The organism is Mediterraneibacter sp. HA8405, assembly GCF_056148955.1.
In genome coordinates, this window is sequence record NZ_CM148758.1 from 2,539,473 (window position 1) to 2,564,960 (window position 25,488).

Annotated in this window: 31 protein-coding genes and 1 pseudogene; 9 read left to right on the top strand and 23 right to left on the bottom strand. The window is 44.8% G+C overall.

What is annotated here, in order from left to right; genetic code table 11:
* Positions 1 to 379 precede the first annotated feature (379 nt).
* From AC0QUU_RS11925 to AC0QUU_RS11975, 11 genes are all read right to left on the bottom strand, one after another.
* Positions 380 to 826 carry a hypothetical protein gene (locus AC0QUU_RS11925; RefSeq protein ID WP_474543046.1) on the bottom strand — a complete coding sequence of 149 codons (447 nt, stop codon included), beginning with the start codon at positions 824 to 826 and terminating at the stop codon, positions 380 to 382.
* 100 nt (positions 827 to 926) lie between these two features.
* Positions 927 to 1,292 (bottom strand): hypothetical protein, encoded by a 366-nt coding sequence (locus AC0QUU_RS11930; protein WP_474543047.1) that lies wholly within the window; start codon positions 1,290 to 1,292, stop codon positions 927 to 929.
* The gene (locus AC0QUU_RS11935; RefSeq protein WP_474543048.1) at positions 1,225 to 1,893 is read right to left on the bottom strand and encodes a hypothetical protein; all 669 of its coding nucleotides are present in this window, start codon (positions 1,891 to 1,893) and stop codon (positions 1,225 to 1,227) included. The genes AC0QUU_RS11930 and AC0QUU_RS11935 overlap by 68 nt, the downstream gene beginning before the upstream one ends.
* 23 nt (positions 1,894 to 1,916) lie before the next feature.
* On the bottom strand, positions 1,917 to 3,200 hold the full coding sequence (locus AC0QUU_RS11940; protein ID WP_474543050.1) for a hypothetical protein: 1,284 nt from the start codon (positions 3,198 to 3,200) through the stop codon (positions 1,917 to 1,919).
* A gap of 14 nt (positions 3,201 to 3,214) precedes the next feature.
* Complete coding sequence (locus AC0QUU_RS11945; RefSeq protein WP_474543052.1) at positions 3,215 to 5,350, bottom strand: PcfJ domain-containing protein; 2,136 nt, start codon at positions 5,348 to 5,350, stop codon at positions 3,215 to 3,217.
* 9 nt (positions 5,351 to 5,359) lie between these two features.
* Positions 5,360 to 5,845, bottom strand: a complete 486-nt coding sequence (locus tag AC0QUU_RS11950; protein WP_474543053.1) for a hypothetical protein — start codon at positions 5,843 to 5,845, stop codon at positions 5,360 to 5,362.
* Positions 5,838 to 6,281: an RNase H family protein gene (locus AC0QUU_RS11955; protein ID WP_474543054.1), complete on the bottom strand. Its 444-nt coding sequence runs from the start codon at positions 6,279 to 6,281 to the stop codon at positions 5,838 to 5,840. The genes AC0QUU_RS11950 and AC0QUU_RS11955 overlap by 8 nt, the downstream gene beginning before the upstream one ends.
* Positions 6,282 to 6,284: 3 nt before the next feature.
* Positions 6,285 to 7,046 carry a rolling circle replication-associated protein gene (locus AC0QUU_RS11960; protein ID WP_474543056.1) on the bottom strand — a complete coding sequence of 254 codons (762 nt, stop codon included), beginning with the start codon at positions 7,044 to 7,046 and terminating at the stop codon, positions 6,285 to 6,287.
* A 165-nt stretch (positions 7,047 to 7,211) separates the two neighbouring features.
* Positions 7,212 to 7,373, bottom strand: a complete 162-nt coding sequence (locus AC0QUU_RS11965; protein WP_474543057.1) for a hypothetical protein — start codon at positions 7,371 to 7,373, stop codon at positions 7,212 to 7,214.
* A gap of 64 nt (positions 7,374 to 7,437) precedes the next feature.
* Positions 7,438 to 7,656 carry a hypothetical protein gene (locus AC0QUU_RS11970; RefSeq protein WP_474543059.1) on the bottom strand — a complete coding sequence of 73 codons (219 nt, stop codon included), beginning with the start codon at positions 7,654 to 7,656 and terminating at the stop codon, positions 7,438 to 7,440.
* Between the two features lie 57 nt (positions 7,657 to 7,713).
* Positions 7,714 to 7,851 (bottom strand): hypothetical protein, encoded by a 138-nt coding sequence (locus AC0QUU_RS11975; protein ID WP_474543060.1) that lies wholly within the window; start codon positions 7,849 to 7,851, stop codon positions 7,714 to 7,716.
* Positions 7,852 to 8,009: 158 nt separating this feature from the next.
* Between AC0QUU_RS11975 and AC0QUU_RS11980 the strand changes: the two genes are divergently transcribed.
* The gene (locus tag AC0QUU_RS11980) at positions 8,010 to 8,792 is read left to right on the top strand and encodes a hypothetical protein (RefSeq protein WP_474543062.1); all 783 of its coding nucleotides are present in this window, start codon (positions 8,010 to 8,012) and stop codon (positions 8,790 to 8,792) included.
* Here AC0QUU_RS11980 and AC0QUU_RS11985 read toward each other — a convergent pair.
* Both AC0QUU_RS11985 and AC0QUU_RS11990 read right to left on the bottom strand, forming a co-directional pair.
* Positions 8,770 to 8,967 (bottom strand): hypothetical protein, encoded by a 198-nt coding sequence (locus AC0QUU_RS11985; RefSeq protein WP_474543063.1) that lies wholly within the window; start codon positions 8,965 to 8,967, stop codon positions 8,770 to 8,772. The two genes, AC0QUU_RS11980 and AC0QUU_RS11985, sit on opposite strands and share 23 nt — an antisense overlap.
* Before the next feature lie 2 nt (positions 8,968 to 8,969).
* Positions 8,970 to 9,173 (bottom strand): helix-turn-helix domain-containing protein, encoded by a 204-nt coding sequence (locus AC0QUU_RS11990; protein WP_474543065.1) that lies wholly within the window; start codon positions 9,171 to 9,173, stop codon positions 8,970 to 8,972.
* A gap of 161 nt (positions 9,174 to 9,334) precedes the next feature.
* Between AC0QUU_RS11990 and AC0QUU_RS11995 the strand changes: the two genes are divergently transcribed.
* From AC0QUU_RS11995 to AC0QUU_RS12020, 6 genes and pseudogenes are all read left to right on the top strand, one after another.
* Positions 9,335 to 9,649, top strand: a complete 315-nt coding sequence (locus tag AC0QUU_RS11995) for a helix-turn-helix domain-containing protein (protein WP_474543067.1) — start codon at positions 9,335 to 9,337, stop codon at positions 9,647 to 9,649.
* Between the two features lie 45 nt (positions 9,650 to 9,694).
* Entirely contained in the window at positions 9,695 to 10,162 is a 468-nt protein-coding gene (locus tag AC0QUU_RS12000) for an ImmA/IrrE family metallo-endopeptidase (RefSeq protein WP_474543069.1), read from the top strand.
* A gap of 62 nt (positions 10,163 to 10,224) precedes the next feature.
* Complete coding sequence (locus AC0QUU_RS12005) at positions 10,225 to 11,133, top strand: BRCT domain-containing protein (protein WP_474543071.1); 909 nt, start codon at positions 10,225 to 10,227, stop codon at positions 11,131 to 11,133.
* Positions 11,134 to 11,165: 32 nt separating this feature from the next.
* Positions 11,166 to 11,540: a PH domain-containing protein gene (locus AC0QUU_RS12010; RefSeq protein WP_474543072.1), complete on the top strand. Its 375-nt coding sequence runs from the start codon at positions 11,166 to 11,168 to the stop codon at positions 11,538 to 11,540.
* A gap of 229 nt (positions 11,541 to 11,769) precedes the next feature.
* Positions 11,770 to 12,438: an NYN domain-containing protein gene (locus AC0QUU_RS12015; RefSeq protein ID WP_474543074.1), complete on the top strand. Its 669-nt coding sequence runs from the start codon at positions 11,770 to 11,772 to the stop codon at positions 12,436 to 12,438.
* Positions 12,439 to 12,780: 342 nt separating this feature from the next.
* Positions 12,781 to 14,244 (top strand): annotated as a pseudogene (locus tag AC0QUU_RS12020) (recombinase family protein); the annotation flags it as partial.
* Here the strand turns inward: AC0QUU_RS12020 and AC0QUU_RS12025 are convergent.
* The 10 genes from AC0QUU_RS12025 to AC0QUU_RS12070 form a co-directional block, all read right to left on the bottom strand.
* The gene (locus tag AC0QUU_RS12025) at positions 14,143 to 15,189 is read right to left on the bottom strand and encodes a carboxypeptidase-like regulatory domain-containing protein (protein ID WP_474543075.1); all 1,047 of its coding nucleotides are present in this window, start codon (positions 15,187 to 15,189) and stop codon (positions 14,143 to 14,145) included. The pseudogene AC0QUU_RS12020 and the gene AC0QUU_RS12025 overlap by 102 nt on opposite strands.
* Before the next feature lie 101 nt (positions 15,190 to 15,290).
* Entirely contained in the window at positions 15,291 to 16,322 is a 1,032-nt protein-coding gene (gene rseP, locus AC0QUU_RS12030) for an RIP metalloprotease RseP (RefSeq protein ID WP_474543077.1), read from the bottom strand.
* A gap of 3 nt (positions 16,323 to 16,325) precedes the next feature.
* On the bottom strand, positions 16,326 to 17,468 hold the full coding sequence (dxr, locus tag AC0QUU_RS12035) for a 1-deoxy-D-xylulose-5-phosphate reductoisomerase (RefSeq protein WP_474543080.1): 1,143 nt from the start codon (positions 17,466 to 17,468) through the stop codon (positions 16,326 to 16,328).
* Positions 17,469 to 17,499: 31 nt separating this feature from the next.
* Positions 17,500 to 18,312: a phosphatidate cytidylyltransferase gene (locus AC0QUU_RS12040; RefSeq protein ID WP_474543083.1), complete on the bottom strand. Its 813-nt coding sequence runs from the start codon at positions 18,310 to 18,312 to the stop codon at positions 17,500 to 17,502.
* Positions 18,305 to 19,024, bottom strand: coding sequence for an isoprenyl transferase (locus tag AC0QUU_RS12045; RefSeq protein ID WP_474543085.1), 720 nt, complete (start codon positions 19,022 to 19,024; stop codon positions 18,305 to 18,307). Before AC0QUU_RS12045 ends, AC0QUU_RS12040 begins: the two co-directional genes overlap by 8 nt.
* A 139-nt stretch (positions 19,025 to 19,163) precedes the next feature.
* A complete protein-coding gene (frr, locus tag AC0QUU_RS12050) occupies positions 19,164 to 19,715 on the bottom strand; it encodes a ribosome recycling factor (protein ID WP_474543087.1) in 552 nt (183 codons plus the stop codon).
* A 12-nt stretch (positions 19,716 to 19,727) separates the two neighbouring features.
* Positions 19,728 to 20,423 (bottom strand): UMP kinase, encoded by a 696-nt coding sequence (pyrH, locus tag AC0QUU_RS12055; RefSeq protein WP_474543088.1) that lies wholly within the window; start codon positions 20,421 to 20,423, stop codon positions 19,728 to 19,730.
* Between the two features lie 31 nt (positions 20,424 to 20,454).
* The gene (locus AC0QUU_RS12060) at positions 20,455 to 22,023 is read right to left on the bottom strand and encodes a ClC family H(+)/Cl(-) exchange transporter (RefSeq protein WP_474543090.1); all 1,569 of its coding nucleotides are present in this window, start codon (positions 22,021 to 22,023) and stop codon (positions 20,455 to 20,457) included.
* 99 nt (positions 22,024 to 22,122) lie between these two features.
* Positions 22,123 to 22,803, bottom strand: coding sequence for an LrgB family protein (locus AC0QUU_RS12065; protein WP_474543092.1), 681 nt, complete (start codon positions 22,801 to 22,803; stop codon positions 22,123 to 22,125).
* Positions 22,796 to 23,161, bottom strand: coding sequence for a CidA/LrgA family protein (locus tag AC0QUU_RS12070; protein WP_474543093.1), 366 nt, complete (start codon positions 23,159 to 23,161; stop codon positions 22,796 to 22,798). Before AC0QUU_RS12070 ends, AC0QUU_RS12065 begins: the two co-directional genes overlap by 8 nt.
* A gap of 161 nt (positions 23,162 to 23,322) precedes the next feature.
* On the opposite strand from AC0QUU_RS12070, the gene aroF reads away from it, so the two are divergent.
* Positions 23,323 to 24,336, top strand: coding sequence for a 3-deoxy-7-phosphoheptulonate synthase (gene aroF / locus AC0QUU_RS12075; RefSeq protein WP_474543094.1), 1,014 nt, complete (start codon positions 23,323 to 23,325; stop codon positions 24,334 to 24,336).
* Between the two features lie 58 nt (positions 24,337 to 24,394).
* A complete protein-coding gene (gene aroB / locus AC0QUU_RS12080; RefSeq protein ID WP_474543095.1) occupies positions 24,395 to 25,459 on the top strand; it encodes a 3-dehydroquinate synthase in 1,065 nt (354 codons plus the stop codon).
* The last annotated feature ends 29 nt before the right edge of the window (positions 25,460 to 25,488 follow it).

The following is a 25,488-nucleotide window of genomic DNA, read 5'->3' on the forward strand; positions in this document are numbered from 1 at the left end:
ACAGTCATAATTACGAATAGTTAGTCCATTTCCGGTACATCTTTTTCCGGCCTGCTGCCATTCCATTTCTGTATCTCCGGTTTATCTCTGTAATGGCATCTATTCCCCTTTCCTCGCGAATACTCTGATTAACTCCTGAATCGATTTCTCATTTCCCGCTTTCGTCCATCCGCAATCTCCGTATGGGCAATGAAAACAATCAGGATATACGCAGTACGGTGGCATATCAGAATATAGGCTTCTCAACTCTCTGGCTGTCTTTTCTGGATCCGCAAGGTCTGCTTTTTTTCTGTTTCACTGCTTTTTTGGTGTAGATATAGATAAAAATTTGTCTGTTAATTCTGTTAATTCCTGATTATATGTTTGTTTCTCCAGGACTTTATTCATCTGGACCAGCCTCTTTCATTCTGTCGTTTCTGACAAATCCAGTCATGTCCTTTCCTGTGGTCAAGTCAATACCGCGAATTATCTTTTCCACTCCCCTTCTTGTTCTTTCCGCATAGCAGAACCCTTCAGGCTTCCAGTTTCTATCGTCTATATAATGATGCGCCCATACTTTCCGGCAATTATTCCCGAAAAACTCTATATTTTCCGGAAGATTATCATTAACAGCGTCAAATTCCAAGCCATGCTTTTTGCAGTATTCCACTGCCTGGTTCAGAAGTTCTCCTTCCCGGCAAGTCCAGAGGATAATCTTGTCTCCTGCTGCCCTCCGTTCCTTTAATATATCTATCAGTTCAATATTTGGCTGCCCGAGATCCGGATATTTTTCTGCCAAATTTAATGTTTTATCAAAATCAACTGCATAGATTTCCGGATATTCCATTTTCTCTCCTTTCTCCCGCCGTCCGAAAACGGCGGGACGCCCTGTATTTACTGGTTACATGTGACATACTGTATGTACCATTGCCATTCGGCAGAGGTGCCTATAAATAATTCTTCCCTGCAATTCGCATCCACTGCGCGCGGGTATGGGTCTGTTCGTACTCTTCCTGTGCGATCCTGCAGAGCAGTTCCCGGGTTTCTCGGCTGTTATGGACCGCCTGCTGCCCGTTTCTGTGATGATCCGGGCAAAGATTCACTTTCAGTCCTTCAGCTTCTGAAATTTCTCTCCGGCCGGATCCATAAAGGATATGATGTTCTTCTGTGTACTGCTGCCGGTAATCGCCATTTAAGTGTGCACAGAGATAGCAGATTCCTTTCTGGGTGTATAAAATACTCCTTTTATGCTTCTTCCTCTTCTTTTTTCTCCCCAGCTTCGGAAATGCCATGTCCGAATAGTCGATACTCACTGTTCATTCCCTCCGTCCTGTCCATAATGTCAAATGTCTCCAGGAATCCGATCAGTTCCTTGTTTTCATCATCTGTCCGGGGATATACATTCAATACCATGATATTATTTCTCCAGAATACACCCTGGACTCTCCCTGAAATCATGGGGCCCTCCGACTGACTTTCCCCTTTGCTGTATTCCACAGCTGTGTTATCAATCATGTCAATAAATCGCTCGTTAATGAGTACGATTGTTCCGTTATTCCGGTTCTGTAAAATTCGCGCCTGCTGCCCCGAATAATATTTCAGTGTCAACGGCGTAACCTCCATCTCTTCGTCGCATTCCTGGGCGTTTTTCATTGCTGCATATTGTTCCCGCCACGGCAATTCATACTGATTTCCCGACTTCGATGCCTCAAACGCCTCTCCTGGTCCCGGAAGCTCTCCTGTTAGTTCAATAATGGAGGCCAGCTCTTTTTTTGGTATCATCTTGTTTTTAACCCAGATCACCCAGTATCCCCCGGATATAAAATATCCTTCTCCGTCATTTCCGATATGAAGCATTGCTCCTTTGTACGCTTCATTGATCAGCTTTTTAAATCCCTGACTTGTAATAAACATCCTTTTCTCTCCTCTTCTTGCAGTTATCCTTCCTGCTCAATTTCCTCTTCCAGGTCTCTTCCCTGATAATCCACTTTTCGCTTCAGCCACTCTCCCCAATTTTCTTCTACAGCCAGATCTGCTGTTTTCAAGGTTGTACGAACTGCTTTTGCCAGTTCAACAGCAACTCCCCAGGCCGTAAGGCTGTCAAAATATTCTTTCCTGGTTATGCTTTTTTCTACAATTTCGGTTTGTTCTTCCGGTGGATTCATGTCTAATTTCACGCCTTCCGAAATTGGTTCTGCGTTCTGTATTTTCTGGGTTTCCGCGTTTTTTTGCGCCGGCGCAATTGCGTGTTCCGGATTCAGTTTCGCCTCTTCCTGTTTTTTTGATTCTTTCTCTGAACTTTCATTGCCTGCTGCCGCGTTTCTATTATCGGCACTGCTGTATTTTTCCCCACTTTCGCTGCCTTTTTCTACATCTCTTCGCTCCAGGTCATCAGCTTTCTTATTTTCCTCGGCCCTTTCTGTATTTTCGCGGTTTTCCGCACTTTCATCTTTCAAAAAATCCGGTTCATCCTCTATTTTTTCTTCTATTTCCTCTCCAAAATAGTTTTCCCATGTCTTTTCTCCTGCCTCATACGGCAGGAACCTTTCCCAGGCCATCTGAAGGAATTGTTCCCAGGTCAGATCTCTGGGCGTATCTCCGAATTTCTTTACAGATATCCGATTATCGTACATCATCAGAAAGAACATTCCTTTTCTATACGATCGGTTTCCAGATGGATTTACGATTTCCTTCGCCGCCTGCAGCTGCTCTATTACCGATTTTTGCGCGTCCAGGCGCTGAAACAAAATGTTCAGCGTTTCTCTGTTATCATGGAAAAACTGTTCAATAAGCTGCGAAAGGTCATCTGCTTCTCCTGCTGCCGGCTCTGTCTTATTGAAACGCTTCAGATCCCGTATGTCTTCTCTGGATGTCTCCGGCTGGATCATCTGACGGTCATTTTCCGGAAGTTTCAGCATTTCCTCTAACTGTGACCTGCTCAGATCCTCGTATTCCTCCCTGAGTCTTTCTGAATATCCATCAATCGAATATTCCCTGTTGATCTCCATGAAGCGTGTTGTAGTGGATGGATGTAATCCCAGTTCTTTCTGGGCAAATTCTGCAATGCTCCTGTACCCATCCTGTTCATATCCTCTCTGATCGTCGATCTTTCTGAGCATATATCCGATCCTTACAAAGCTCCGTTTAACTCCGATCAGCTCCTGCCGGAGCTTCTGTTTAATATTTATCCACTCGTCAAGTGTCATCTGTACATATTCCATCTTGTTTGCCTCCATCATGCTATTGTTGCTACAATCACCGGTGCTGTTCTTGCTGTACTTTCTTTTATCCGGTCTATGTATGCATCCAACCAGTTCTGTATGTTCTTTTGATCCGGCTTTCCGTCATGTAATCCATACCACTGCATGATCTTCGGACGTTCTCCATTGATCTCCACGGTAATATACGGTGTTTCCTGTTCCGTTTTTTTCCTCAACATCAGAATGTATGACGTCCCGTCACTATGCTTTCTCAGGTAGTTATCACCACCTACGCAATGATGCAGGATTCTTCCCTCCATCACAATTTCATCTGCAGATCTCGCCGGCCTGATTAAATAATCCTCATCCTCATAAAAATATTTCTTTCTAAGCTTCCTGTAATTATGGTGGATATTGGAATATTTTACTTTCACTTCCCGCAGACGTTCGTCCGCCTTCTCTTTATCCATTTCCATGACCATTTTTGTATGAGCGTCTCTCAGGTTCCTGGGCTGCTGATATACTGTGTTTTTCAGATCATATCCCAGTTCAATTCTCATGCTCAGGTAGTCTGTGTAAGTCGTCGCAGTCCTGCGGATCCGCTCCGTAGCATAGCTGCATCCTGTCCCGAACTCACATCCTGCGTATTTGCTGATCCTGTTCAGAAGCTGCTGTACACTCATATATTCCGTCGCCTGTTCTATCTGCCCCCTTTTCAGCCCAGCCTCCGCCAGCTGTTCTATCTGTTCAGATGTCCAGGTTTTCTGCATACGTCTTTCCATCTGCATTACTTCCAGTAATTCAATATCTCCTTTCCAGGCAATCAGCTGCTTTACTCTCTCCTTGCGGATTCCCAGGAATTCATCCGGCCTGCGTGCGTCCACATTGGCCACAATTCCGTATCTGCAGTTCACCAGCTGACTCACAACCTTTGTTAATCCCAACTTGACAAGCATTTCGATCTGTGGGGTCCGCTCATATCGTTCGAAATAATCAATCGGATTAACCTCTTCTTCCCGGGCATATTCCTGTAAAGCACTGTACTGAAAAATCGTCCCTTTCATTTCCTCATAGGTTTCATTCATAATCGGACCGCTTTTGATCGATATACTATTCATTCCATACAGATTGCAGTCATCCCAGAAGTTCTCTCCGCTATAAGGGTTATATTTCTGATAATCAATCTGTTCCTTTTTTCCAGGCTCAAAATACGCTCTTGCAATTTCCACTCCAGAGAGTTTCTCGCTTGCGTTATACATTTCATCTCCCTTTTCCGTACATATCAGTCCAAGATTCCACGATTTCGTAACTTCTATATACCTCAGCACCATTCCGGTTTCCTTATACTTCTGCCCTAAAAACACATGAATACTTTTTGAATGTTCCCTTTTCGCCTTTCCCTTGCACTTATACGTACCTGTTGCTCCGCATAAAGGACAGATTCCTGCCCGATTTTCCCTCGGCTCATCCGTCCAGCGTTCAAACTGACTCTCATAGAACTCCCCTGCCTTCCATCTTGCATCCGTTACGCCGCCACATGCGCTGCACGCAATCTGAACCCAGTTTCCATGCTTTTTGTAATACAGATAATGCTCCTCGTGGAAATACATTCGGTCTGCCATTTCCAGTATTTTTCCTTCCGGAAGTATTTTGGTATTTTTAGCCCTGTCCTTAAGTGCCTGCTGCCGTCTCTCATATTTTCTCTCCTGCGCTTTCCGGCGTGCTTTGTATGCAATATCGTCCTGTTTCCTTCCGATATATTCCCACCAGCGCTCTTTTTTCCAGATTTCTGTACCGCAGTATCTCTTGATTCGTTCCAGGTCCTCGCTGCTTTGAAGAATGTTCTCCTGCTCAAGCTGTTCCCAATCATCTATCCTGTTTTCATCAATTCTCCATATAAGCCTCTGGCTGTAGCTGTATCCGTCATCACATTTCTTTCTGGTCCATTCTTCGGTTTTCGGAAAATATGTTCCAAAATCTTTCTGGGTGAGCACAATTCTTACCATCGGAATATCTTTCGATTCCTTATGGTTTTTGTATACCTCTACAAACAAATGTTTTTCATGTCCTACGATCTTTACCGCAGCTACGCCAATATACTTCACCCCGCTCTTTCTGCTTATTCTTTTCAGACCCAGATATGGAATTTTTTCAATCGCTTTCTGCTTCATCTGTCCCGCCTACTTTCCCATGTAGTAATCCGTAATAATCTGTTTTGCCCTGGCCATGCCCGGCATCCCCAGCGTCACTCGGCCGGCTTTTACGCCTGCTGCCTTCATAATGTCTTTGTCCACCGGTTCCTGGTGATTAAATCCCCATGTAAGCAGCGCCGCAATGCATCCTTTCAGGTTTTTTCCCTGCTTCCGCACCTGATGGGCGATCATCTCATTTTCCATACACTGGCCTCTCAGATATTCCACCCAGTCCTCCATGATTTCCTTCGGCTTCAGTTCCGCCACTTCCACGTCAATCTTTCCCATTGCTGCGGTCAGCGGATCGCAGAGTACCGGGATGTCTCCCTGCAGATACATCTCCACGAACTCATTCTGGATCCCGTTTTCCCTGGCCATAGCCTTCAGGCTTTCTGTGTCGCCTTCGTTGAACAGATTTTCAGCCAGTTCATTAATTTCCTTGTAACTGTTCATCTCTCCAAATTTCTCAAACACCTTCAAACTCCTCCCCGTGTATCACCGCCTGCAGAGTTTCTTTATATTCATTTGTCTGGCAAAATCGCACTTCCAGTTCCTGCTTGTCCTTTTCTTCCAGAAAAAGTTTCCAAAGCTCTTTATTCTGTACTTCCGTGCCTGCTGCCTTCTTCCATTCAGACCGGCGCCACTTCTCCGGGTTTCCCTGCTCAATCATGTTTTTCACATAACTATTGTCCGTATATATGATGATGTGACATTTTCTCGTCATTCTCTGCAGCGCCTTGATAATTGCCATCAGTGTGCAGCGATTAAATGTCGTCTCGCTTTCTTCTCCGGATACAATCCTGGAAGAATCCCGGCCGTGCTTAGTAATTACTAAAGCTGCCGCATATTTTCCATCCTTTACAGCAGGACCTCTGAAAGATGTTTCTATGTAGATTCTCACTGTTTCCATGTATCAAATCCTCCTGTTCAATCGGATCAGCGTATAGCGTCTATATTTGTATCCTGTTTTCGGATTGATGCCTTCGTAGATCCGTGCAATGTAATAGCCTTTCTTCGGCTTTACCTCTTTTGGCCAACGTTTCAACTTGTCCTTGTGCGGCTCTGGTAGTGGCATATTACGGGATGTGCTGTAACTGGCCTCTCTGATCCGCGGCGCAGCTTCTGATCCGCCCGATTTCTTTTCCCGTGTGTGCTCGCCTTTCGTAATATAACTGGCCAGCTCTGCAAAGTCCTCGCTGTAGTACTTACTTTTTTTGAGCTGGGTGAAATAGGTTCCGCCGTATGGCCACGCCTCTTCAACGATACAGGCGGAATCAGGGATCCGGTTGATCACGATGTGGATATGCCATGCCCCCTTTGTGCCGCACTCAATATTCCTAATCCAATAGAGAGGGCTCCCGCGCTTTTTGTATTCTTTCCGTATATACCGGATCAGCTTCTCCCAGTGTTTCTTTGCCGTCTTCATGTCTGGCGGCCGTTCGCTCACCTTGTATGTCAGCGTAGCGAAGTAGTCCCCCTCGGTGAAGTACTGAATCAATCGATGCTGGCAGAGCCGCGCCTTATTTATGGCATTGACTTTCTGCATATCCTCTTTCGTGGGTTTCTTTTTCTTCTGCCGGGGAATCCCCGGAGCTCCATATCGGCCGTCATGATACTCTGCCACATCCAGAATATCGCCGCCTCTTAACTTTGTTGTTTTTCTCCTTGTTGCCATATCCTTGTCCTAAATTTAATATCTTTATCGAGTATGTAAAACGGGCGAAAATCCCGCATTTCCTTGACTTTTCCGCCCGTATGAAGTACAATATATATGTCCTAAATTTAGACGGAAACGTCGAGTAAAAAGGAGCATCTTTTCGAGCGGATGCTCCTTTTTTATTTAGTTAATCACATAGGTATGACCCGTCTCTTCTGCCTTTTTTCTTGCATACTCTTCTACTTCTTTTCTCGTTCCAGATTTACATTCCAACCTGTATGGATCCCAACGTATGATCCATATTTGCCATACGCCGTCTTTTTCCGCTTCCATTTTTCTCTCCAATCTGTTAAAATTGGTATGAATCACCAGAGTGCCCGAGCTTGCCGGCTCATATGGGCGCTCTTTTTTATATTGGTCCCGCCTGCAGCACATATATGATCACCGCCTGGACCGCATTCAGCAGCAACGACGCTGCGGTGACTCCGATTAGACCTTTCTCCGCTTTGTTTCTCTTCTGACGGATCGGCGCCGGATCAACCGACTTTGGTACATCCGCTGGAACCAGGCTTGTCCTTCTGGGATCGATCAGCTTGATCTCCTGTGGTTTCAATGTTATCTCCTGCACGTTCTTCCCTCCTTTCGCAATGATTCATTGCTTTTCTACTTGTCCAACTGTTCCCGCTTACGCGGTTTTCTCAATAACGTAATTTCTTTCCAGAAGTACCCTTGCATTCACGCTTGCCGCAAAGGCCTCCCGGTCTTCGAGATCCTTGATCTCTACTTCTTCTCCATCAATCACTACAATGTTTTTTACTGTCACATGCACCACCTCTCTAAATATCTATGCGCCCCTGATTGTCCCGGTTTCCAGTATTTTATGCTCTGTCGTGAATCGATCTAGCCATATCTCCTATTCCCTTGTCTTCTTTTTCTCATAGTGATAAAATCTTTTTATAAAATATAAAAAGAGGTTTTACAATGAATAATAATTCTTCCTATTTTGATTCACTTATGTCTTCTCTTCCTAAAATGAGTTCTGTTACCGTAGATTCCATGCTTACACCCCAATTGAAAGATGCGCTACTTAGCATTAGTCAAAGCTACTCTTCTGTCGCATTGAACGCATCTGTTCAATCAATCACAGTTGCATATAGATCTGTTTTATCTAGCTTAGGAATCGCTTCTGCCACTCTGCTTTCTGAATGCAGTCAAGTTCTGTCCACATATTCGCCCGTTATTGAGGCGGCAAAAACTGCAAATTGTTCTCTTTCCCATTTGTCTCTATCCGAGCAGCCTTTATCTGTTGTCAAAACAGTTGCAGTTGCAACTAAATCTGCATTAGAATCTTCTGACTCATTTGATAGTATCGAGAATTCAGATGAATATATGGAGCTTTCAAAACCTCTTGCTGATATGGTCAAACACGTTGATGCTTCCGTACAATTACCTGATGCTGATAAAAATAATGTAGTCCGAGTTTCCAAGGTAGACCGAAATACTATCCTCTCTGTGTTGAGTATCATTATTTCTTTGCTCATGGCCCTATATACTTTTCAATCAGATAAATCAAATGCTAAAATTTCTGATCAACAACACACAGAATCTCTTGAACAGGATCAACGACAACACGAAGAGAACCTACATCAAGACCAACAACAGCATGAAGATATCATGCAGGAATTACAGCAAATCGAAGAGAATACCGCACCTAATTCCTTACCCCAGAAACCCACTTCAACTACCACGCAATCAGAACAGTAACTTTTCGCATTACAATCATAAGAAAAATTGAAATAATCCATAATTCTATCGTCAGTATGTGTTTGCCGATATAGTCTTGTGGATTTTTTTCTTTCTTACGCCGCCATATGAACCATGCAATAGTTATTACATAAGCTAATATCACAAGAATCAAAGTTACATCTATCCATTCCATCTTTACACCACCTCCTTCTCGTCCGTCTGAAACAAATAATCAAATTTGCATTTAAACATTCTGCAGAGTGTTTTTATTTCAAACGTGGTAAATTTCCCTGTTTTTTTCTTGCTTTCATATGAGTTCCGTGAGATGCCAAGCTTTTTTGCCACGTCCGAATTGGACAATCCAAATCTCGCCTGTTCTGCTTCTAAATTTCTGAACAATCGTCTTCCTCCTTTCTTGAATGTTTGCGTTTCGCAAACTATGATTATAATATAATTGCATTACGCAAACTTGTCAATAGTTTTCTTTGCATTTTGCAAACTTATTTGTTGACATGTTTGCATATCAATCCTATAATCATACATATAAGGAGGACATCATTATGGGAGAAAACTTTAATGAAAATTTAAGATGGGCAAGAGAACAGAAAGGGCTATCCCAAAAGGATGTCGCTGAAAAAATCGGGGTAGCAAAATCAACATATTCACTATATGAAAGTGGGAATCGAGAGCCAAACGTGCAGACAATTAAAAAAATTGCTGATGTATTAAATGTATCTGCCGATGAATTACTGGGAATTGATTCCGAACCCACTACTCTTGCTGCCCACTTTGAAGGTGATGAATATACTGAGGATGAACTGAATGAAATCCGGCAGTTCGCTGAATTTGTAAAAAATAGAAGGAAGGAGTCCTAAATATTGGACACCTATTTTGATATACTTGAGCGGGAGGTGTTTACTATGAACTCTTTTGAGCGTCTGGAAGACGAAGCCTGCAGGGACGGTATAGAGGTGATTTCTCATCAATTTCGAAATCACAATATTCGGGGACTGTATTGTGACGGCACAATCGGGATAAATAGATCTATTACTACAACAACGGAAAAATCCTGCGTCCTTGCAGAAGAGCTTGGACATCATTACACATCTGTAGGTAATATAATTGATATGTCTGATGCGGGTAATCGGAAACAAGAACGACAGGCTCGCTTGTGGGGATATAACAAGAAGATCGGACTGACCGGCATTATAACAGCATTCCGTGCCGGATGCCAGAGCAGACATGAAATTGCAGAACTATTAGATGTAACAGAAGAGTATTTACAGGAATGCATTGATTGCTACCGGGATAAATACGGGATATATACAGAAGTAGATAATTATGTGATTTACTTCATCCCGAATCTGGCAGTCATGGAAAAGATATAACCGCACTGGCGATTATATATGTGGTGTTTTCTCGGAAGTACAAGAGAAATGAGGAAAAGTTTATGAGCGAAATAAAAGAGATTGAAGAATATAGGAAATTCACTACTCCTGCCGAGCTTCACAAAGCAGTAAACACTTTAAAAGGTATCGTTGCAGGAATTACTACAGACCGTAAAATAAGTGAAGATGAGGTGAACGAACTGAGTCACTGGTGTTTATGTCATGCCAATTTAATTGATAGGCATCCTTTTAATGAACTCATTCCTTTGATCCAGTCTATTTATGAAGATGGTGTTGTTACTGAGGATGAAGCGAAAGATATTGTATGGCTTTGTAATAACTTCGTCTCCGATGCTGACTACTACAATCTCGTCACATCTTCACTACAGTTTCTTAGTGGTATGATCCACGGTATACTTGCGGATAATGAAATTACCGACGAAGAAATACATATGCTCAAAAAATGGACTACCGCAAATGATTTTCTTGCAGGGTCATATCCTTTCGATGAAATTGAGAGTCTGTTGCTCTCAATTTTAAATGATGGTGTCATAACGGAAGATGAACGTGACATGCTTAAAGGCTTTTTGAGTAATTTTATAGATTTGAAATCATCTTATAATCTGAACGATGCAGAACTGAACTCTTTAAAAGAACATTACAGTATTTCAGGTATATGCGCTGCATGTCAGGAGATAGATTTTAAAGATAACCTGTTTTGCTTTACTGGTCAATCACTGAAAGCGAAAAGGAAGGATATTGCTGATCTTATCGTTTCTCTTGGTGGTAAGTTTAATAATAATCTGACCAACAAAACACGTTATTTAATTGTTGGAAATGACGGTAATCCCTGCTGGGCATTCTCATGTTATGGCAGGAAAATTGAGGATGCTGTTAATCGGAGAAAATCCGGACAGCTTCTCACAATTGTTAATGAAATAGACTTTTGGGATTGCATTGAAGATAATTAAAAAGAATAGCCATACAAAGAAAGGTGAAAGTCATGATTGACTTTAACAACAGCTCATTCGTAAAAATGAAACAGATAGACCCGGAATCTCTCATGAGAGACATTCAGCCTCTTCTGATCAACGGTGAACAGGTGATCGGAGCCTACAAGGCAATTCGTGATTACTGCATATTTACAAATAAACGCGTGATCTCAGTGAACGTCCAGGGAATGACTGGAAAGAAGAAAGACTTCACTTCCCTGCCCTACTCAAAGGTCATCGCTTACTCTATTGAAACTGCCGGAGTTCTTGATATGGACAGCGAGCTGGAGATATATTTCAGCGGCCTGGGAAAGGTGACATTTGAGTTTACCGGAAAGAGCAATATTGTACAGATCGGGCAGACTATCAGCGCATTTATACTGTAAATATTTGCCCCGACACTATTGTTATTTTGTATAAAGTCCGGCGTGGTAGTATATCACTCTGCGCAACAGAATGCAAACATTTTTTGAAAAAAAGTATTGATTTTTTACTGCCATGGGCATATTATATAGGTGTAACGAGAGTTACTAAGTAAACGTGTCCTAGGTAGTAAGTCCCCATTATAAGGGTAAGGCTGAAACCTAGGATTTTTTGTTATAAAGGAGAATACACATGAAAACAGCAATTTTAGTGGATGGGGGATTTTATCGAAGACGAGCTTTTGTGGCATATGGAGATAAGACCCCTGCTGAACGCGCAGATGAATTATATACATATTGTAAAAGACATTTAAAAACGCATGGCGAAAATAGTGAATTATATAGAATATTCTATTATGACTGTCCTCCTATGACCAGACAAGTATATCATCCACTAACACAGAAAAACGTAAATTTTGCGAAATCTGCTACTTATACTTGGGCAATGAGCTTTTTTGACGAATTAAAAAAGAAGCGAAAAGTAGCTTTACGTATGGGTGAACTTTCAGAACAGCAAGCACACTATGTGTTAAAAAATAATAAACTTAATCAATTAATTCGCGGCCAAATATCCATTTCTGATTTAACAGAAAAGGATTTCTTGTTCAGTGTAGAGCAAAAGGGAGTAGACATGCGTATAGGTCTTGATATAGCATCTCTTGCATATAAAAGACAAGTAGACCAAATTGTACTCATTTCTGGTGATAGTGATTTTGTTTCCGCAGCAAAGTTAGCACGCCGTGAAGGAATTGATTTTATCCTTGATGCATTACATACAAATATTAAACCAAATCTTTTTGAACATATTGATGGACTACGAACATGTGATAATTGTTTTAAGCCAAAAACTGAAGCTGAATAAAAAACTCTTTCTGATGCTTGGAGAGTTGCCGAAATATCTACAATCAGATAATGCATTTAACCGGATATCCAGGAACGAGTTCAATTATACACATAAAAATAGCCGTCCTGCTCTCGTCAAAGTTTAGGAACGGCTATTTCGTAGCTTAGAAAAAGTCAACTGCTCCAGTGTTGGCGCACCGGAGCAGCTGTGTATATCCGAAGATATACGATACCTTATCCACGGAATATTGTATCATCTTCGGTACAGCCGCACAATCCAGAACATCAGTTCATGGTCTGGCTGTTATTTTTGTACTCATTTTCGGGCCGTGCCCGGAATAAAATCAACCGAGGTGATGTCATGGAAACTACATATGGTTATGGCTACGTCAGAGTTTCGACGGAGAAACAGGATGAACTCTCACCGGATTCCCAGGCAAAACTCCTCAAAGAGTATGCGCACAAGAACGGCATCATTATCCTGAAGGTCTTCTATGAGATCGGGGTTTCCGGCCGGAAGGCTGAGAAGCGGCCGGAGTTCCAGAAGATGATCGCCCAGGCCAAGTCTCCGAAACATCCGGTAGACAGCATCCTTGTCTGGAAGTTCAGCCGGTTTGCCCGGAACCAGGAAGAAAGCATTGTCTACAAGTCGCTGCTGAAGAAGAAGCATAATGTGGACGTGATCAGTGTCTCCGAGCCCCTTGTGGAAGGCCCCTTCGGCAGCCTGATCGAGCGCATCATTGAATGGATGGACGAATACTATTCCGTCCGGCTCTCCGGGGAAGTTGCCCGGGGAATGCGGGAGAAGGCCCAGCGGGGAGGCTATCAGGCCCGGCCGCCGCTGGGGTACCGGATTGCAGAGCGGGGCCAGCCGCCGGTCATTGTCCCGGAGGAGGCAGAAGTGATCCGGATTATTTTCCAAAAATATGTCAACGAACACTATGGTATATTTGACATAGCACGCTATCTAAATTTGTGCGGATTTAAGACATCCGGAGGCAGTTCCTTTGAACGCCGTTCTGTGGAATACATCCTTCAGAATCCGACTTACTGCGGCATGATCCGCTGGAACCGGACCGTCAATGAGACCAATGAAATCCGGCCCAGAGAGGAATGGATTATAGCTGACGGCCAGCAGCCGGCGATTATCTCCAGGGAGCTGTTTGAGAAGGCTCAGGCCCGCTATGAGCAGGAATACCGGCCAAAGGGTACCCGGCCTTCCTCTACATACAGACACTGGCTGTCCGGCCTGGTAAAATGTCCGGTATGCGGCAGAACCATGATAGCGAAGACCGTAAAATCCGGGAAACGGACATACTGCTATTTCACATGCTACGGGTATTCAAAAGGAAAATGCCTGGCAAAGAATTCGGTCAGCTCACTGAAGCTGGAGCCGGCCGTACTCTCTTCCATCCAGGAAGTTCTTGACACCGGCCAGATTGTATTCCGGTATATGCCGCCGGAGCAGGAAACGCCGACAGATCTGAGCGCCATCCTGAAAGAACAGCTGAAACGCAACGCTGAAAAGTTCGACCGGATCAAAGAGGCATACCGGAACGGAGTGGACACCCTGGAGGAATACCGGGAGAATAAACGGCTTGTCCAGGAAGAAAAAGAAATTATTGAAAAGCAGCTGGAAGAAGCCGCTACGGACAGCCCGGAGCCGGAATCGCTGGAAAATAATCTTCTGGAACAGGTGAAAAATGTGTATGAGATCATCCGATCAGACGCTGTAGATAATACAGCCAAGAATGAGATTCTGAAAAGTGTCATTGAGAAAATTGTATACAACCGGGACACTGACGAGCTGAAAGTGTATTATTACTATAAGCCGCAACCCCAGTAAAATCAAGGGGTTGCGGGTGTTTGTAGGTTGTTGCAAAAAGGTCATCCAGTTCGGACATGTAACCCGCCTTCCGTCACAATACTGAGTCAAGATCGGCTGACGTATATTCGGACGGGACAGATAATTGGAAAACAGTTCATCCACAATTACCGAGATTGTATCATAGACATTCCGCTCCGGAATCCATTTATGATCAAAAGCTGTGGATGAAGTGATTGTAAAATCATACCCCTTGTTCCGATACCATTCCGTATACACCCGATTCAGGGTGAATGACATAATCGCAAGTACATTCGCGCGGATCGTATTCGACGGCCATGTGGCGTAGATTTCGCTGGAAGCCACATTTTTAATATAATCCTTATATTTCACATAATAATTTTTCGCGGTACTGTCCCGTGGCGAACCGTCATGAACGACAATATATTCCGGAATTACCACTCTGCTCAGTACAATCTCACCTGACTCATTGACGGGCTTTATCTCGTCTTCCGCGATTTTCGGCGGGTATTCTCCATACAGGGTATGGGCGGGAATCACAAATACTTCTTCCTCTTCCCGGGACGCGTCGCTGGGCCGCATCCTGACATTCTGAATTGCCTTTACATTCGCAAGAATCTCCGCTCCGGCGATACTCACCGGCTCAAAGCCGGGAGCGCTGATATCAAACGTATACTCCGAATAGGGTTGCCGTTCATTCTCCGGATTCAGGCTCCACTCTTCCGGCGGAGCATCCAGGTCAATCACTTCCGTCTGTCCGGACGAATCTGTCGTCAGTCTCTCAAGAATATTTTCCGGAACACCGGTATAAGATATGGATATCTCCGCTTCGCCAATCGGACGGGAATTAACCGACGAAGTCACGTTGATCTGAAGCTTTCCTTTCTCCGATAGTTCATTCTGCATTGCTCTTATATAACCCATTTTTTTCTCCTGCATATAATGATCTTTTTCATTATATCAGCAGAAGAATAATTTTATGTGTAAAAGCTGCCGCATTCTTTTGAATACGGCAGCTTTTCATTTTAAAACAGTCTCACTATATCATTGTACATAACCACAACCATCAGTACCATCAGTGCGGCAAAACCGGCAAAATGTACTATTCCTTCCTTTTCCGGAGGTATTCTCTTTCTCCGTACAGCCTCAATAATCAGAAAGACAAGACGTCCTCCATCCAGGGCCGGCAACGGAAGGAGATTGAGTACTCCGAGATTTGCAGTCAGAAGAACCGCAAAATTCATCAGATTCAGTACAAGCACATCCATTCCGGCCGATGAAGATGTTTCATATACATCATCCACTGCATTTACAATTCCTACCGGTCCGGACAGATCCTGAAGGCCCAGCTGACCGGTAACAAGCATTCTCAGACTGTCAATGGAATAATTAATCCAGTATTTTACCGTATAGGCTCCATACTGCATAGTACCGAAAAATCCCGGCTTTACATATTCTCCGCCGACAACTCCCAATTTTGCATATGCGTCCCCTTCCAGCTGTCTGGGTTCAATCTCTGCCGTATACTCTTCTCCATTGCGTTCCAGCACCACTTCCAGAGAAGTTTCATTTGGATGAGTCAGATTATACAGGCTGATATCATTCCAGATGTGTATATTTCTTCCATTAATTTCCTTGATTACATCTCCGGCCCGGACACCTTCTTCTGCCGCCGAGTATCCTTCGGATACATCTGTGACCGTAGCAGAACTGTATCCGATCCATCCGACCATAATAGAACACAGAATCCACGCCAGAATCAGATTAAAAACAGGGCCTGCCGCAATAACAGACATTCTTGCCCACACAGATTTACTGTTAAAACTGCCCTCCGACATATCATCCGCATCATCTTCCCCCATCATACATGCGCCGCCAAACGGAAGCAATTTAAGGCAGAAAAATGTACCGCCGATATTTTTTCCGATCAGAGTCGGTCCCAGACCCAGAGAGAATTCATCCACACGGATTTTGTTTATTTTAGCCAGAATAAAATGTCCCAGTTCATGGAATATAATAGTCAGGCTGAATATTATAATCGCAATAACTATGCCCATACGCTACCACCTGCTTTTTATAAATTCATATGTTTCCTGCTCAGTCTTTAGTATCTCTTCCACTGTCGGTTCTGAAATATTCCTGTGCTGTTCCATACATGCCTGAATGATCTCCGGGATCTGCAGATACCGGATCTTTCTGTCCAGGAACATGGCTACCGCGCGCTCATTTGCCGCATTAAAAACCGTCGGAAGGCTGCCGCCTCTGCGGCCCGCCTCATAAGCCAGTTTCAGGCCATAAAAAGTTTCCATATCCGGACGTTCAAACGTAATCTCCGAAAGAGCGCCAAAATCCAGCCTGTCTCCCGGAAGATATCTGCGCTCCGGATAATACAGTGCATACTGTATGGGGAGCTTCATATCAGGCGTACCCAGCTGGGCGATCACCGCGCCGTCCTCATACTCCACCATCGAATGAATAATACTCTGAGGCTGAACGACAACCTGAATCTGATCTGCAGTGACACCAAAAAGCCATTTTGCCTCAATAACTTCCAGCCCCTTATTTACCATAGTAGAAGAATCTATGGTAATCTTTTTCCCCATTTCCCAGTTCGGATGTTTCAGCGCATCTTCCACCTGAATATTCTCCAGCTCCTCTTTCTTTTTCCCGCGGAACGGACCACCTGATGCAGTCAGAAGAATTTTATGAAGACTCTTCCGCTGACCGCCCTGAAGAGACTGAAAAATCGCGCTGTGTTCACTGTCCACAGGGAGAATTTTCACCTGTTTTTCCCGCGCAAGAGGCATAATAATATGTCCTGCCGTAACCAGAGTTTCCTTGTTTGCCAGGGCAATATCCTTTCCGGCCTTAATTGCCTCGATAGTGGGAAGTACGCCAATCATTCCCACTACTGCAGTCACAAGAATCTCTGAGCAGGGATCCGACGCCGCTGCAAGAAGTCCGTCCATGCCGGAAAGTATCTTCACATCCAGATCACGCACATTTTCTTTTAACTGCGCCGCTCTGTCCGGGTCCCATACAGCTGCCAGGGACGGCCGGAACTCCCGGATCTGCTGTTCCAGAAGGCTGATATTGCTTCCGGCAGCCAGCGCTGTCACCTCAATATCTTTATTTGTTCTTACAATTTCCAGAGTCTGGGTTCCGATAGATCCCGTAGACCCCAGAATTCCTATTTTTTTCATAAAATATGTCCTTCTTTTTGTATAAAATCCATCAGAGCATGATAGCAAGATAATAGATAATCGGAGCCGTAAAAATCACACTGTCAAAACGATCCAGAATTCCGCCATGTCCGGGAATCAGCTTTCCGTAATCTTTAATATTATGATACCGCTTAATTGCCGACGCAGCCAGATCTCCAATCTGGGAAATCGCGCCGCCTGCCGCCCCGATCACGGCATAGGACAGCACGTCTGCTCCTGCATCGCCCCAGTAATTAATTGCCAGTCCGTAAAGCACGCCGATCAGAGCTGCTCCGAGAATTCCTCCAATGCCGCCTTCTACAGATTTTTTCGGACTTAATATAGGCGCCATCTTATGTTTTCCGATCAGCATACCTACACAGTAGGCACATGTATCACAGCCCCAGGAACAGACAAACACAAGCCAAACTGTAAAAATGCCGCCGGGAAGAATTCTTATCTGATAAATATAGGACAGCATTACTGCCACATAAAACATACCGAAAAACGCTGCCATAATCTGCTGCGTATTATATCTGGGGTAGGCAAATACAAGAACCGCCATCTGACAGATCAGAAATGCCATAAATGACATCATAAACCAGTTCAGGCTCTCTCCCGGAAGAAGAGGTTCAAAATACAGAAGTCCGTAATAAAGAAGAGCAAACAAATACCCGATTATGCCCGGGGGCTTCTTCTCTATACCAAACACTTTATAAAGTTCTGTCATGCCGATAAGACTTACGGCAAGCAGAACAAGAAACAGAAGATTTCCTCCTGTAATCACTGTAATCAGAGCAATAATTACCAGAAGGATGCCACTTAACAACCGTGTTTTAAACATCTGATTTTCCCTCCTCTACACCGCCGAAGCGTCTGTGCCGGTGGTTAAACTCTTCCACTGCTTTTACCAGTTCTGCTTTTGTAAAGTCAGGCCAGGGAACGTCTGTAAAATAAAACTCCGAGTAGGCCAGCTGCCAGAGCAGATAATTGGAAAGTCTCTGTTCTCCGCTTGTGCGGATCATCAGATCAGGATCCGGAATACCATGGGTATCAAGATAAGATTCAAATACCGTCTCATCAATACTGTCCGGATCCAGTCTTCCTTCCGCGCAGTCCTTTGCCATTCGCCTGGATGCACGGACAATCTCATCCCTGCTTCCATAATTCAGCGCAATAGTAAAATTCAGGCCGCCGTTATTTACAGTTGCACTTTCCAGTTCCCTTATCCGACTTTTTATATCGTCATCCAGAGGCTCAATATCGCCGATGACACGGATCTTCATGTCATTTTTTGCCGCTGTTTTCAGACAAGTCTTCATATAATTGCGCAGCAGCTTCATCAGAGCGGTAACTTCACTTTCCGGCCGGCTCCAGTTCTCGGTAGAAAAAGCGTATACTGTCAGATACTTGATGCCCATTCTCCACGCTTCCTCACAGATCCTCTCTACATTTTTACTTCCCTGAGCGTGGCCGTAATTTCTCGGCATTCCCTTTGCCTTGGCCCAGCGCCCGTTGCCATCTAAAATAATCGCAATATGCTGCGGTACTTTCATGTTTCTTTCCCCTATTCATAAATCGGATGCCGGAAATCCCCAGAATATGCATCCGCATTTTGCATTCAAACTATTTCCATAAAACATTCATACAAAAGGGAGCCTTGATCTGAAAGCCCCCTTCTGTATAAGTTCCGTTTTACACCGTCATGATCTCTTTTGATTTTGTCTCGACCATCTTATCAATTTTTTCTACATATTTATCTGTCAGCTTCTGAAGTTCATCCTCCAGGTCTTTAATCTCATCCTCGGAAACCTCTGTTCCTTTCAGTTTTTTGAATGCCACGTTTCCATCTCTGCGGATATTGCGCACCGCAACTTTTGCTCCTTCACCTTTTTTCTTTACATCTTTTGCCAGTTCTTTTCTTCGCTCTTCTGTAAGTTCCGGAAATACAAGACGGATGCAGGAGCCGTCATTGGTAGGATTGATGCCGATGTCTGAAGTAAGAATTGCTTTTTCTATAGCCTTTAACATACTCTTCTCCCAGGGCTGTATCTGAATCATACGTGCCTCCGGCACCGATATATTTGCCGCCTGCTGAATTGGTGTTGGAACCCCATAGTAATCCACTGCCAGCTTGTCCAGCACATGGGGATTCGCGCGTCCCGCACGGATTGTCGCCAGTTCGGCATCCAGATTATTGAGTGTCTTTGTCATTTTACTGTCATATGTTGTCAGTCTTTCATTCATGGTAAAATCCTCCTACACTGTTACTTTTGTTCCCGTGAAATTTCCGCTCATTGTCTCCACAATGCTGTTTTCTTCATTCAGTCCGAACACAAGCATGGGCATTTTATTCTCAAGACAGAGAATTGACGCTGTCAGATCCACTGCCGCGAGTTTCTTATCGATCACTTCCTGAATAGACACTTCATCATACTTGACTGCTTCCGGATTTACCTTCGGATCGCTGTCATATATTCCGTCAATGGCTTTTGCCAGAAGCATGGCATCAGCCTCAATCTCTATAGCGCGCAGAACAGCTCCTGTATCTGTGGAAAAATACGGATGTCCGGTTCCTCCGGCAAAGAAAATCACCTTTCCCGCTTCCAGTGCCTCTACAGCAGCGTCCTTGGAAAACAGAGAGGTAAATGACCCGCATACAAAGGGAGTAAATACTTCTGTCTTCATTCCTTCATACCGGAAAATGTCGGAGACATAAATACAGTTCATCACTGTCGCCAGCATCCCGATCTGATCTGCCTTCGTCCGGTCAATCGTCTCGCTGGTGCGTCCCCGCCAGAAGTTCCCTCCGCCGGTTACAATTGCAACCTGGATTCCGGCATCCGTCAGCTGTTTTACCTGCTTTGCGACACCAATACAGGTAGCCTCGTCAAATCCGGTTTTCTTATCTCCTGCCAGCGCCTCCCCGCTCAGCTTTAACAATACTCTTTTCATAATTGTTTGACTCCTTTGGTTTCTGTCAATTCTAAATTGAAGTATAACATAAGTTTTCTAATTTGTCATGTACATATCCGGCATCCCTTTCATCTGTCATTACCGTCAGCCGGTCGCCGGCCTCAAGCCGGGTTTTGCCTTTTGGAATCAACTCTTTTCCGCCCCGTTCCAGAGCGACCAGCAGGCAGTTCCCGGGCCAGTGTATCTCCATCACTGTACGCCCTTCCAGAACAGACCCGCTCATAATAACAAATTCGTTCAGAACTTTCTGCCGTCCCGGAGCGGCCTGCCCGTTGCTTTTCTCTTTTCCTTCCAGAATTCCTGCAAGAAGACTGTCGTAAATCGGCTCGGATCTCAGCAGTGTGGCAGTAATGTAGGCAGCCACAGATACAATAGCCAGAGAAAGCATCTGGCTGACAGATCCGGACATTTCAAATAAGAGGATAATTCCGGTAATCGGCGCTCTCACAATCGCTGTAAAATATCCTGCCATGGCAAGAAGGACAAAATTGTTTATGTACACCGGATCCAGCCCAAGAAATTCCACACATGCCATAGAAAACGCCCCGCCAAGAAGAGCTCCCAGAATAAGAAGGGGAAAGAAAATGCCTCCCGGCGCGCCGGAGCCGAAGCTTACCGCAGAAAACAGGAATTTCACCGCAAAGGTAACGATGACCACAGACAATACCATTTCGCCATTTGTCAGCGATACGATAAGATCTCCGCCGCTGCCCAGAACCGAAGGCATCAGAACCGCCATTACGCCTGCTGCCATAAATGCGATTACCAGACGCTTTGTTTCATTCAGCCATTTCCACTTCTTATACAGTTCCTGCGCCTTTAACATTCCTTTGTTATACAAAGCTCCGAAAACGCCAAGCACAATTCCCAGCACAATCAGCAGCCAGTAATAATTCTGAGGCAGCACATGTTCCAGGCGGAACTGGAACACCGGATCCAGCCCGATAATATAAGACGAAATATAGTCGGCAGTCACAGATGCGGTCATAACCGATACAAGAAGCGTCACGGAAAATCCTTTGTGAATTTCCTCCAGGGCAAACATCATTCCCGCCAGAGGCGCATGAAAGGCCGCTGCCAGGCCAGCGCTGGCTCCGCATGTCATAATATAGTTTTCCTCAGTTTTCCCCCGGTTCATCAGACGGGAAATTCCCTGCCCAGTCATGGCCCCCAGCTGAATAGAAGGGCCTTCCCTTCCCAGAGACAGACCGCCCAGCAGACACAAAAACCCTCCTGCAAATTTGGCCGGAAGCACCTTTTTCCAGTTCTGACTCAGTTTCCCCAGGATCTCTCCTTCCACCTGGGGAATGCCGCTTCCCGAAATCATAGGTTCCCACTTTACCAGTTTTCCCGTAAGAAGGGCAAGCAGGAAAAGCACCAGAAACCAGCCGGCTGTCTTTAACACGCTGCCTTCAATGAATTGTACAATATCATTCAGCCATTGGCCGGCATATGTAAGAGCAACCCGGTACAACAGCACAATAAGGCCGGCTGCGGCACCTGTCAGAAGTCCTTCTGCTATAAGAATAACCGGCAGTCTGTGCGCCCGTTTTAATGTATATCCTGTGTCCTTTTTCACATTATTTCCTCCCCCCGGTCCGGCATTTTTTCTATTCTGCGTATTCATTTACAAGTATATACCTATATTCCCGCAGCGGAAACCCGTCAGAATAAAAAATCAGTATATAAACATCGAAAAGATCACGGTAATAATTCCGCAGATTCCAATGGCGAGACCGCTCATGGCTCCTTCCGTTTCTCCCAGCTCCACCGCCTTCGATGTACCTACGGCATGACTTGACGCGCCAATGGCCAGACCCGCCGCCACAGGATCTTTTATCCGAAGCAGTCGGATCAGAAGCGGAGCAAATATGCCGCCCAGAATCCCGGTAAAGATCACCGCCACAACAGTTACCGGCACAACGCCCCCGTTCGGTTCTGCCACACTTACTGCAATGGGTGTAGTTACGGACTTCGGAATCAGTGATATGGTCAGGCTCTCATCAAGTCCGAACAGGCGGCACAGCCCGTAAACACTCGCCATAGACGCGGCAGAGCCGGCCGTACAGCCAACCAGAATAGGGAACCAGTATTCCTTCAGTATTTTTAATTTACTGTATATCGCCACTGCAAGACAGGCCGTAGCCGGCGCCAGAAACATATCGATCACCTTGCCGCCTTCATAGTAAGATTCATAGGGAATTTTAAATATAAGAAGAACTCCAACCACAAGGAGGATGGCAATAATCAGCGGATTACACACCGGCGTTTTCAATTTCTGCTGAAGTTTTACCCCGATTGCAAAGGCAATTACACTCAATGCGACTCCGAAATAAGGAGATGATGTCAGTTCACTCATGCTGTTTCCTCCTGTTCATCCACCTGACAGTCAGCATCACACTGTATGCTGTAACTGTAAAAGTAATAATTGTAGAAATGATGCAGATAATCACAATCTGCACGGCCGAATGCTTCAGTATTCCAAAATAGTTAATAATGCTGACGCCTGCCGGAATGAAGAAAAACGCCATGTTTTCCAAAAGAAAACCGGCTTTTTCCTGCACATGCTCAATTTTCAGAATTCCTGCTGCCAGGCAGATAAAAAGGAGGATCATTCCCGTTACACTTGCCGGAAACGAAAAAGGAAGAACGCTCTCAATTACCTCGCTGAACCAGCAGATAGCAAATATAATTCCAATCTGTCTGATAATCTTCATAAATCTGTTTATTCCTTCCTAAAATATTGACATTCCTCTGCCAATGATTTATGATACATATTGTTTTCGCACTTTAAACAGATAAAATTTTACAGTGTGAAGTTGAAGTGCATCAATTTGTATCATTCACACATAAAGTCTGGACACCCGGAGGAAGAGAAATGATTATTGTATTAAAGCCACATACAACAGAAGAAAATATAACTCGCGTAGAAAATCTTGTCAAGAGCAGAGGTCTGGATACTCATATCGTAAGGGGCACAGAGATGACAATCATCGGATGCATCGGTGATACGACTCTCATTGACCCCCGTCTGTTCGAAGTCGACAGTTCGGTAGATAAGGTTATGCACGTACAGGAGCCTTACAAACTGGCAAACCGGGCATTTCACCCGGAAAATTCTGTCGTGGATGTTTCCGGCGTAAAGATCGGAGACGGCCATATGGGGCTGATCGCCGGCCCCTGTTCTGTAGAATCTTTTGAACAGGTTCTTGAAATCGCGAAATCTGTAAAAACATCCGGAGCAAACCTGCTGCGGGGCGGCGCGTTTAAGCCCAGAACAAGTCCCTATTCTTTCCAGGGGCTTGGATTGGAAGGCCTCGAGATTCTCCGTGCGGTAAAAAAAGAAACCGGACTTCCCATTGTCACAGAACTTATGTCCCCTCAGTATCTGGATATTTTCAACGAAAAAGTAGACCTGATCCAGATCGGAGCCCGCAATATGCAGAACTTTGATCTGCTGAAACAGCTGGGACAGGTGGACCGTCCCATTCTCTTAAAACGAGGACTGAATGCAACTTACGAAGAATGGATCATGTCCGCCGAGTACATCATGGCATCCGGAAATGAGAACGTCATCCTCTGCGAACGCGGCATCCGCACCTTCGAATCATTTACAAGGAACACCCTTGATCTGCAGAGCATTCCTGTCCTTCACAGGAAAACTCATCTCCCGGTCATCGTAGATCCCAGCCATGCCGGCGGAAAATGGTGGTTGGCCGAACCAATGGCAAAGGCGGCCGTAGCAGCCGGTGCTGACGGACTGATGATCGAAGTACACAATAATCCGGAATGCGCGCTGTGCGACGGAGCGCAGTCACTAAAACCGGAAAAGTACGACACTCTGCTGAAACAGGTAAAGGAAATTGCTCAGGTTGTAGGGAAAATTCTGTAAAAGAGGAAGCGACTTCTCAAAAGAGCCTTCCCCTTTCCTCTAAAAGGAGAAATGATTTATGAAATTATCAGTTAATTTAGACAAAAACTCTTATCCCATTTATATTGAAAATGGAATTCTGTCAAAATGTGGAAACTATCTTCCTCAGGTTTTCCGGGGCAGACGGATTATGATCGTATCAGATGACAATGTATTTCCTATTTACGGAGAGACTCTTCTCTCTTCTCTGAAAGAATATGAATGCCATACACTTGTCCTGCCTCACGGGGAGCCTACCAAAAACTTTCAGTCGCTGCCCCGGATCTACTCAGCGCTTCTCGAAGCAAAACTTTCCCGGAGTGATCTGGTTATCGCTCTCGGCGGAGGCGTAATCGGAGATCTGGCAGGATTCGCAGCGGCAAGCTATCTGCGCGGTATCTCTCTGGTACAGATTCCCACTTCTCTCCTGGCTCAGGTAGACTCTTCCGTAGGTGGGAAAGTCGCTGTTGATCTGCCCCAGGGAAAAAATCTGGTGGGCGCCTTTTTCCAGCCGAAAATGGTTCTGATCGATCCATCGGTTCTGGACACTCTTCCGCCTCGCTTCATCAATGACGGCATGGGCGAAGTAATTAAGTACGGATGCATCAAAGACGCCTCTCTTTTTGAAACACTCTGCAGTCACAGTTCGTTTGCCGGCCTGAAGGATGAACTGCCTTCTGTCATTGCCCGCTGCGTGGACATCAAGCGGATTGTAGTGGAGGCAGATCAGTTTGATACCGGCGAGAGGATGCTTCTGAATTTCGGCCATACGCTGGCCCATACCATTGAGCAGTATTACCACTATGAAAGAGAAAGCCACGGCGAGGCGGTCGGCATCGGTATGTATCAGATCACAAAAATGGCGGAAGACAAAGGCCTGACCGCAAAGGGCTGTGCAGAAAAAATCAAAAAAGCGCTTGATATTTACGGACTGCCTTCCTCCTGCGGTCTTTCAGTCTCCAAACTGACTGAAGCGATCCGCCTGGATAAAAAAAATCTGAACGGAAACCTGAACCTGATTCTCCTTCACGACATCGGAGACAGTTATATCTGCGCTTCTGATGTCACATTCTTTGAAGGGCAGAATTCAATTTGGATTTGTTGAAGTGAACTTCCGGTATCGAAAAGGGAAAA

Coding starts and splice junctions, on each gene's coding strand:
- AC0QUU_RS11925 (WP_474543046.1), bottom strand. CDS start 826: ATGGAATATCCGGAAATCTATGCAGTTGATTTTGATAAAACATTAAAT.
- AC0QUU_RS12010 (WP_474543072.1), top strand. CDS start 11,166: ATGATTGACTTTAACAACAGCTCATTCGTAAAAATGAAACAGATAGAC.
- AC0QUU_RS12025 (WP_474543075.1), bottom strand. CDS start 15,189: ATGGGTTATATAAGAGCAATGCAGAATGAACTATCGGAGAAAGGAAAG.
- frr (WP_474543087.1), bottom strand. CDS start 19,715: ATGAATGAAAGACTGACAACATATGACAGTAAAATGACAAAGACACTC.
- AC0QUU_RS11935 (WP_474543048.1), bottom strand. CDS start 1,893: ATGTTTATTACAAGTCAGGGATTTAAAAAGCTGATCAATGAAGCGTAC.
- AC0QUU_RS11980 (WP_474543062.1), top strand. CDS start 8,010: ATGAATAATAATTCTTCCTATTTTGATTCACTTATGTCTTCTCTTCCT.
- aroB (WP_474543095.1), top strand. CDS start 24,395: ATGAAATTATCAGTTAATTTAGACAAAAACTCTTATCCCATTTATATT.
- AC0QUU_RS12015 (WP_474543074.1), top strand. CDS start 11,770: ATGAAAACAGCAATTTTAGTGGATGGGGGATTTTATCGAAGACGAGCT.
- AC0QUU_RS12040 (WP_474543083.1), bottom strand. CDS start 18,312: ATGTTTAAAACACGGTTGTTAAGTGGCATCCTTCTGGTAATTATTGCT.
- AC0QUU_RS12070 (WP_474543093.1), bottom strand. CDS start 23,161: ATGAAGATTATCAGACAGATTGGAATTATATTTGCTATCTGCTGGTTC.
- AC0QUU_RS11960 (WP_474543056.1), bottom strand. CDS start 7,046: ATGGCAACAAGGAGAAAAACAACAAAGTTAAGAGGCGGCGATATTCTG.
- AC0QUU_RS11955 (WP_474543054.1), bottom strand. CDS start 6,281: ATGGAAACAGTGAGAATCTACATAGAAACATCTTTCAGAGGTCCTGCT.
- AC0QUU_RS12005 (WP_474543071.1), top strand. CDS start 10,225: ATGAGCGAAATAAAAGAGATTGAAGAATATAGGAAATTCACTACTCCT.
- AC0QUU_RS12065 (WP_474543092.1), bottom strand. CDS start 22,803: ATGAGTGAACTGACATCATCTCCTTATTTCGGAGTCGCATTGAGTGTA.
- AC0QUU_RS11985 (WP_474543063.1), bottom strand. CDS start 8,967: ATGGAATGGATAGATGTAACTTTGATTCTTGTGATATTAGCTTATGTA.
- pyrH (WP_474543088.1), bottom strand. CDS start 20,423: ATGAAAAGAGTATTGTTAAAGCTGAGCGGGGAGGCGCTGGCAGGAGAT.
- aroF (WP_474543094.1), top strand. CDS start 23,323: ATGATTATTGTATTAAAGCCACATACAACAGAAGAAAATATAACTCGC.
- rseP (WP_474543077.1), bottom strand. CDS start 16,322: ATGGGCATAGTTATTGCGATTATAATATTCAGCCTGACTATTATATTC.
- AC0QUU_RS12000 (WP_474543069.1), top strand. CDS start 9,695: ATGAACTCTTTTGAGCGTCTGGAAGACGAAGCCTGCAGGGACGGTATA.
- AC0QUU_RS11945 (WP_474543052.1), bottom strand. CDS start 5,350: ATGAAGCAGAAAGCGATTGAAAAAATTCCATATCTGGGTCTGAAAAGA.
- dxr (WP_474543080.1), bottom strand. CDS start 17,468: ATGAAAAAAATAGGAATTCTGGGGTCTACGGGATCTATCGGAACCCAG.
- AC0QUU_RS11940 (WP_474543050.1), bottom strand. CDS start 3,200: ATGGAATATGTACAGATGACACTTGACGAGTGGATAAATATTAAACAG.
- AC0QUU_RS11995 (WP_474543067.1), top strand. CDS start 9,335: ATGGGAGAAAACTTTAATGAAAATTTAAGATGGGCAAGAGAACAGAAA.
- AC0QUU_RS12045 (WP_474543085.1), bottom strand. CDS start 19,024: ATGAAAGTACCGCAGCATATTGCGATTATTTTAGATGGCAACGGGCGC.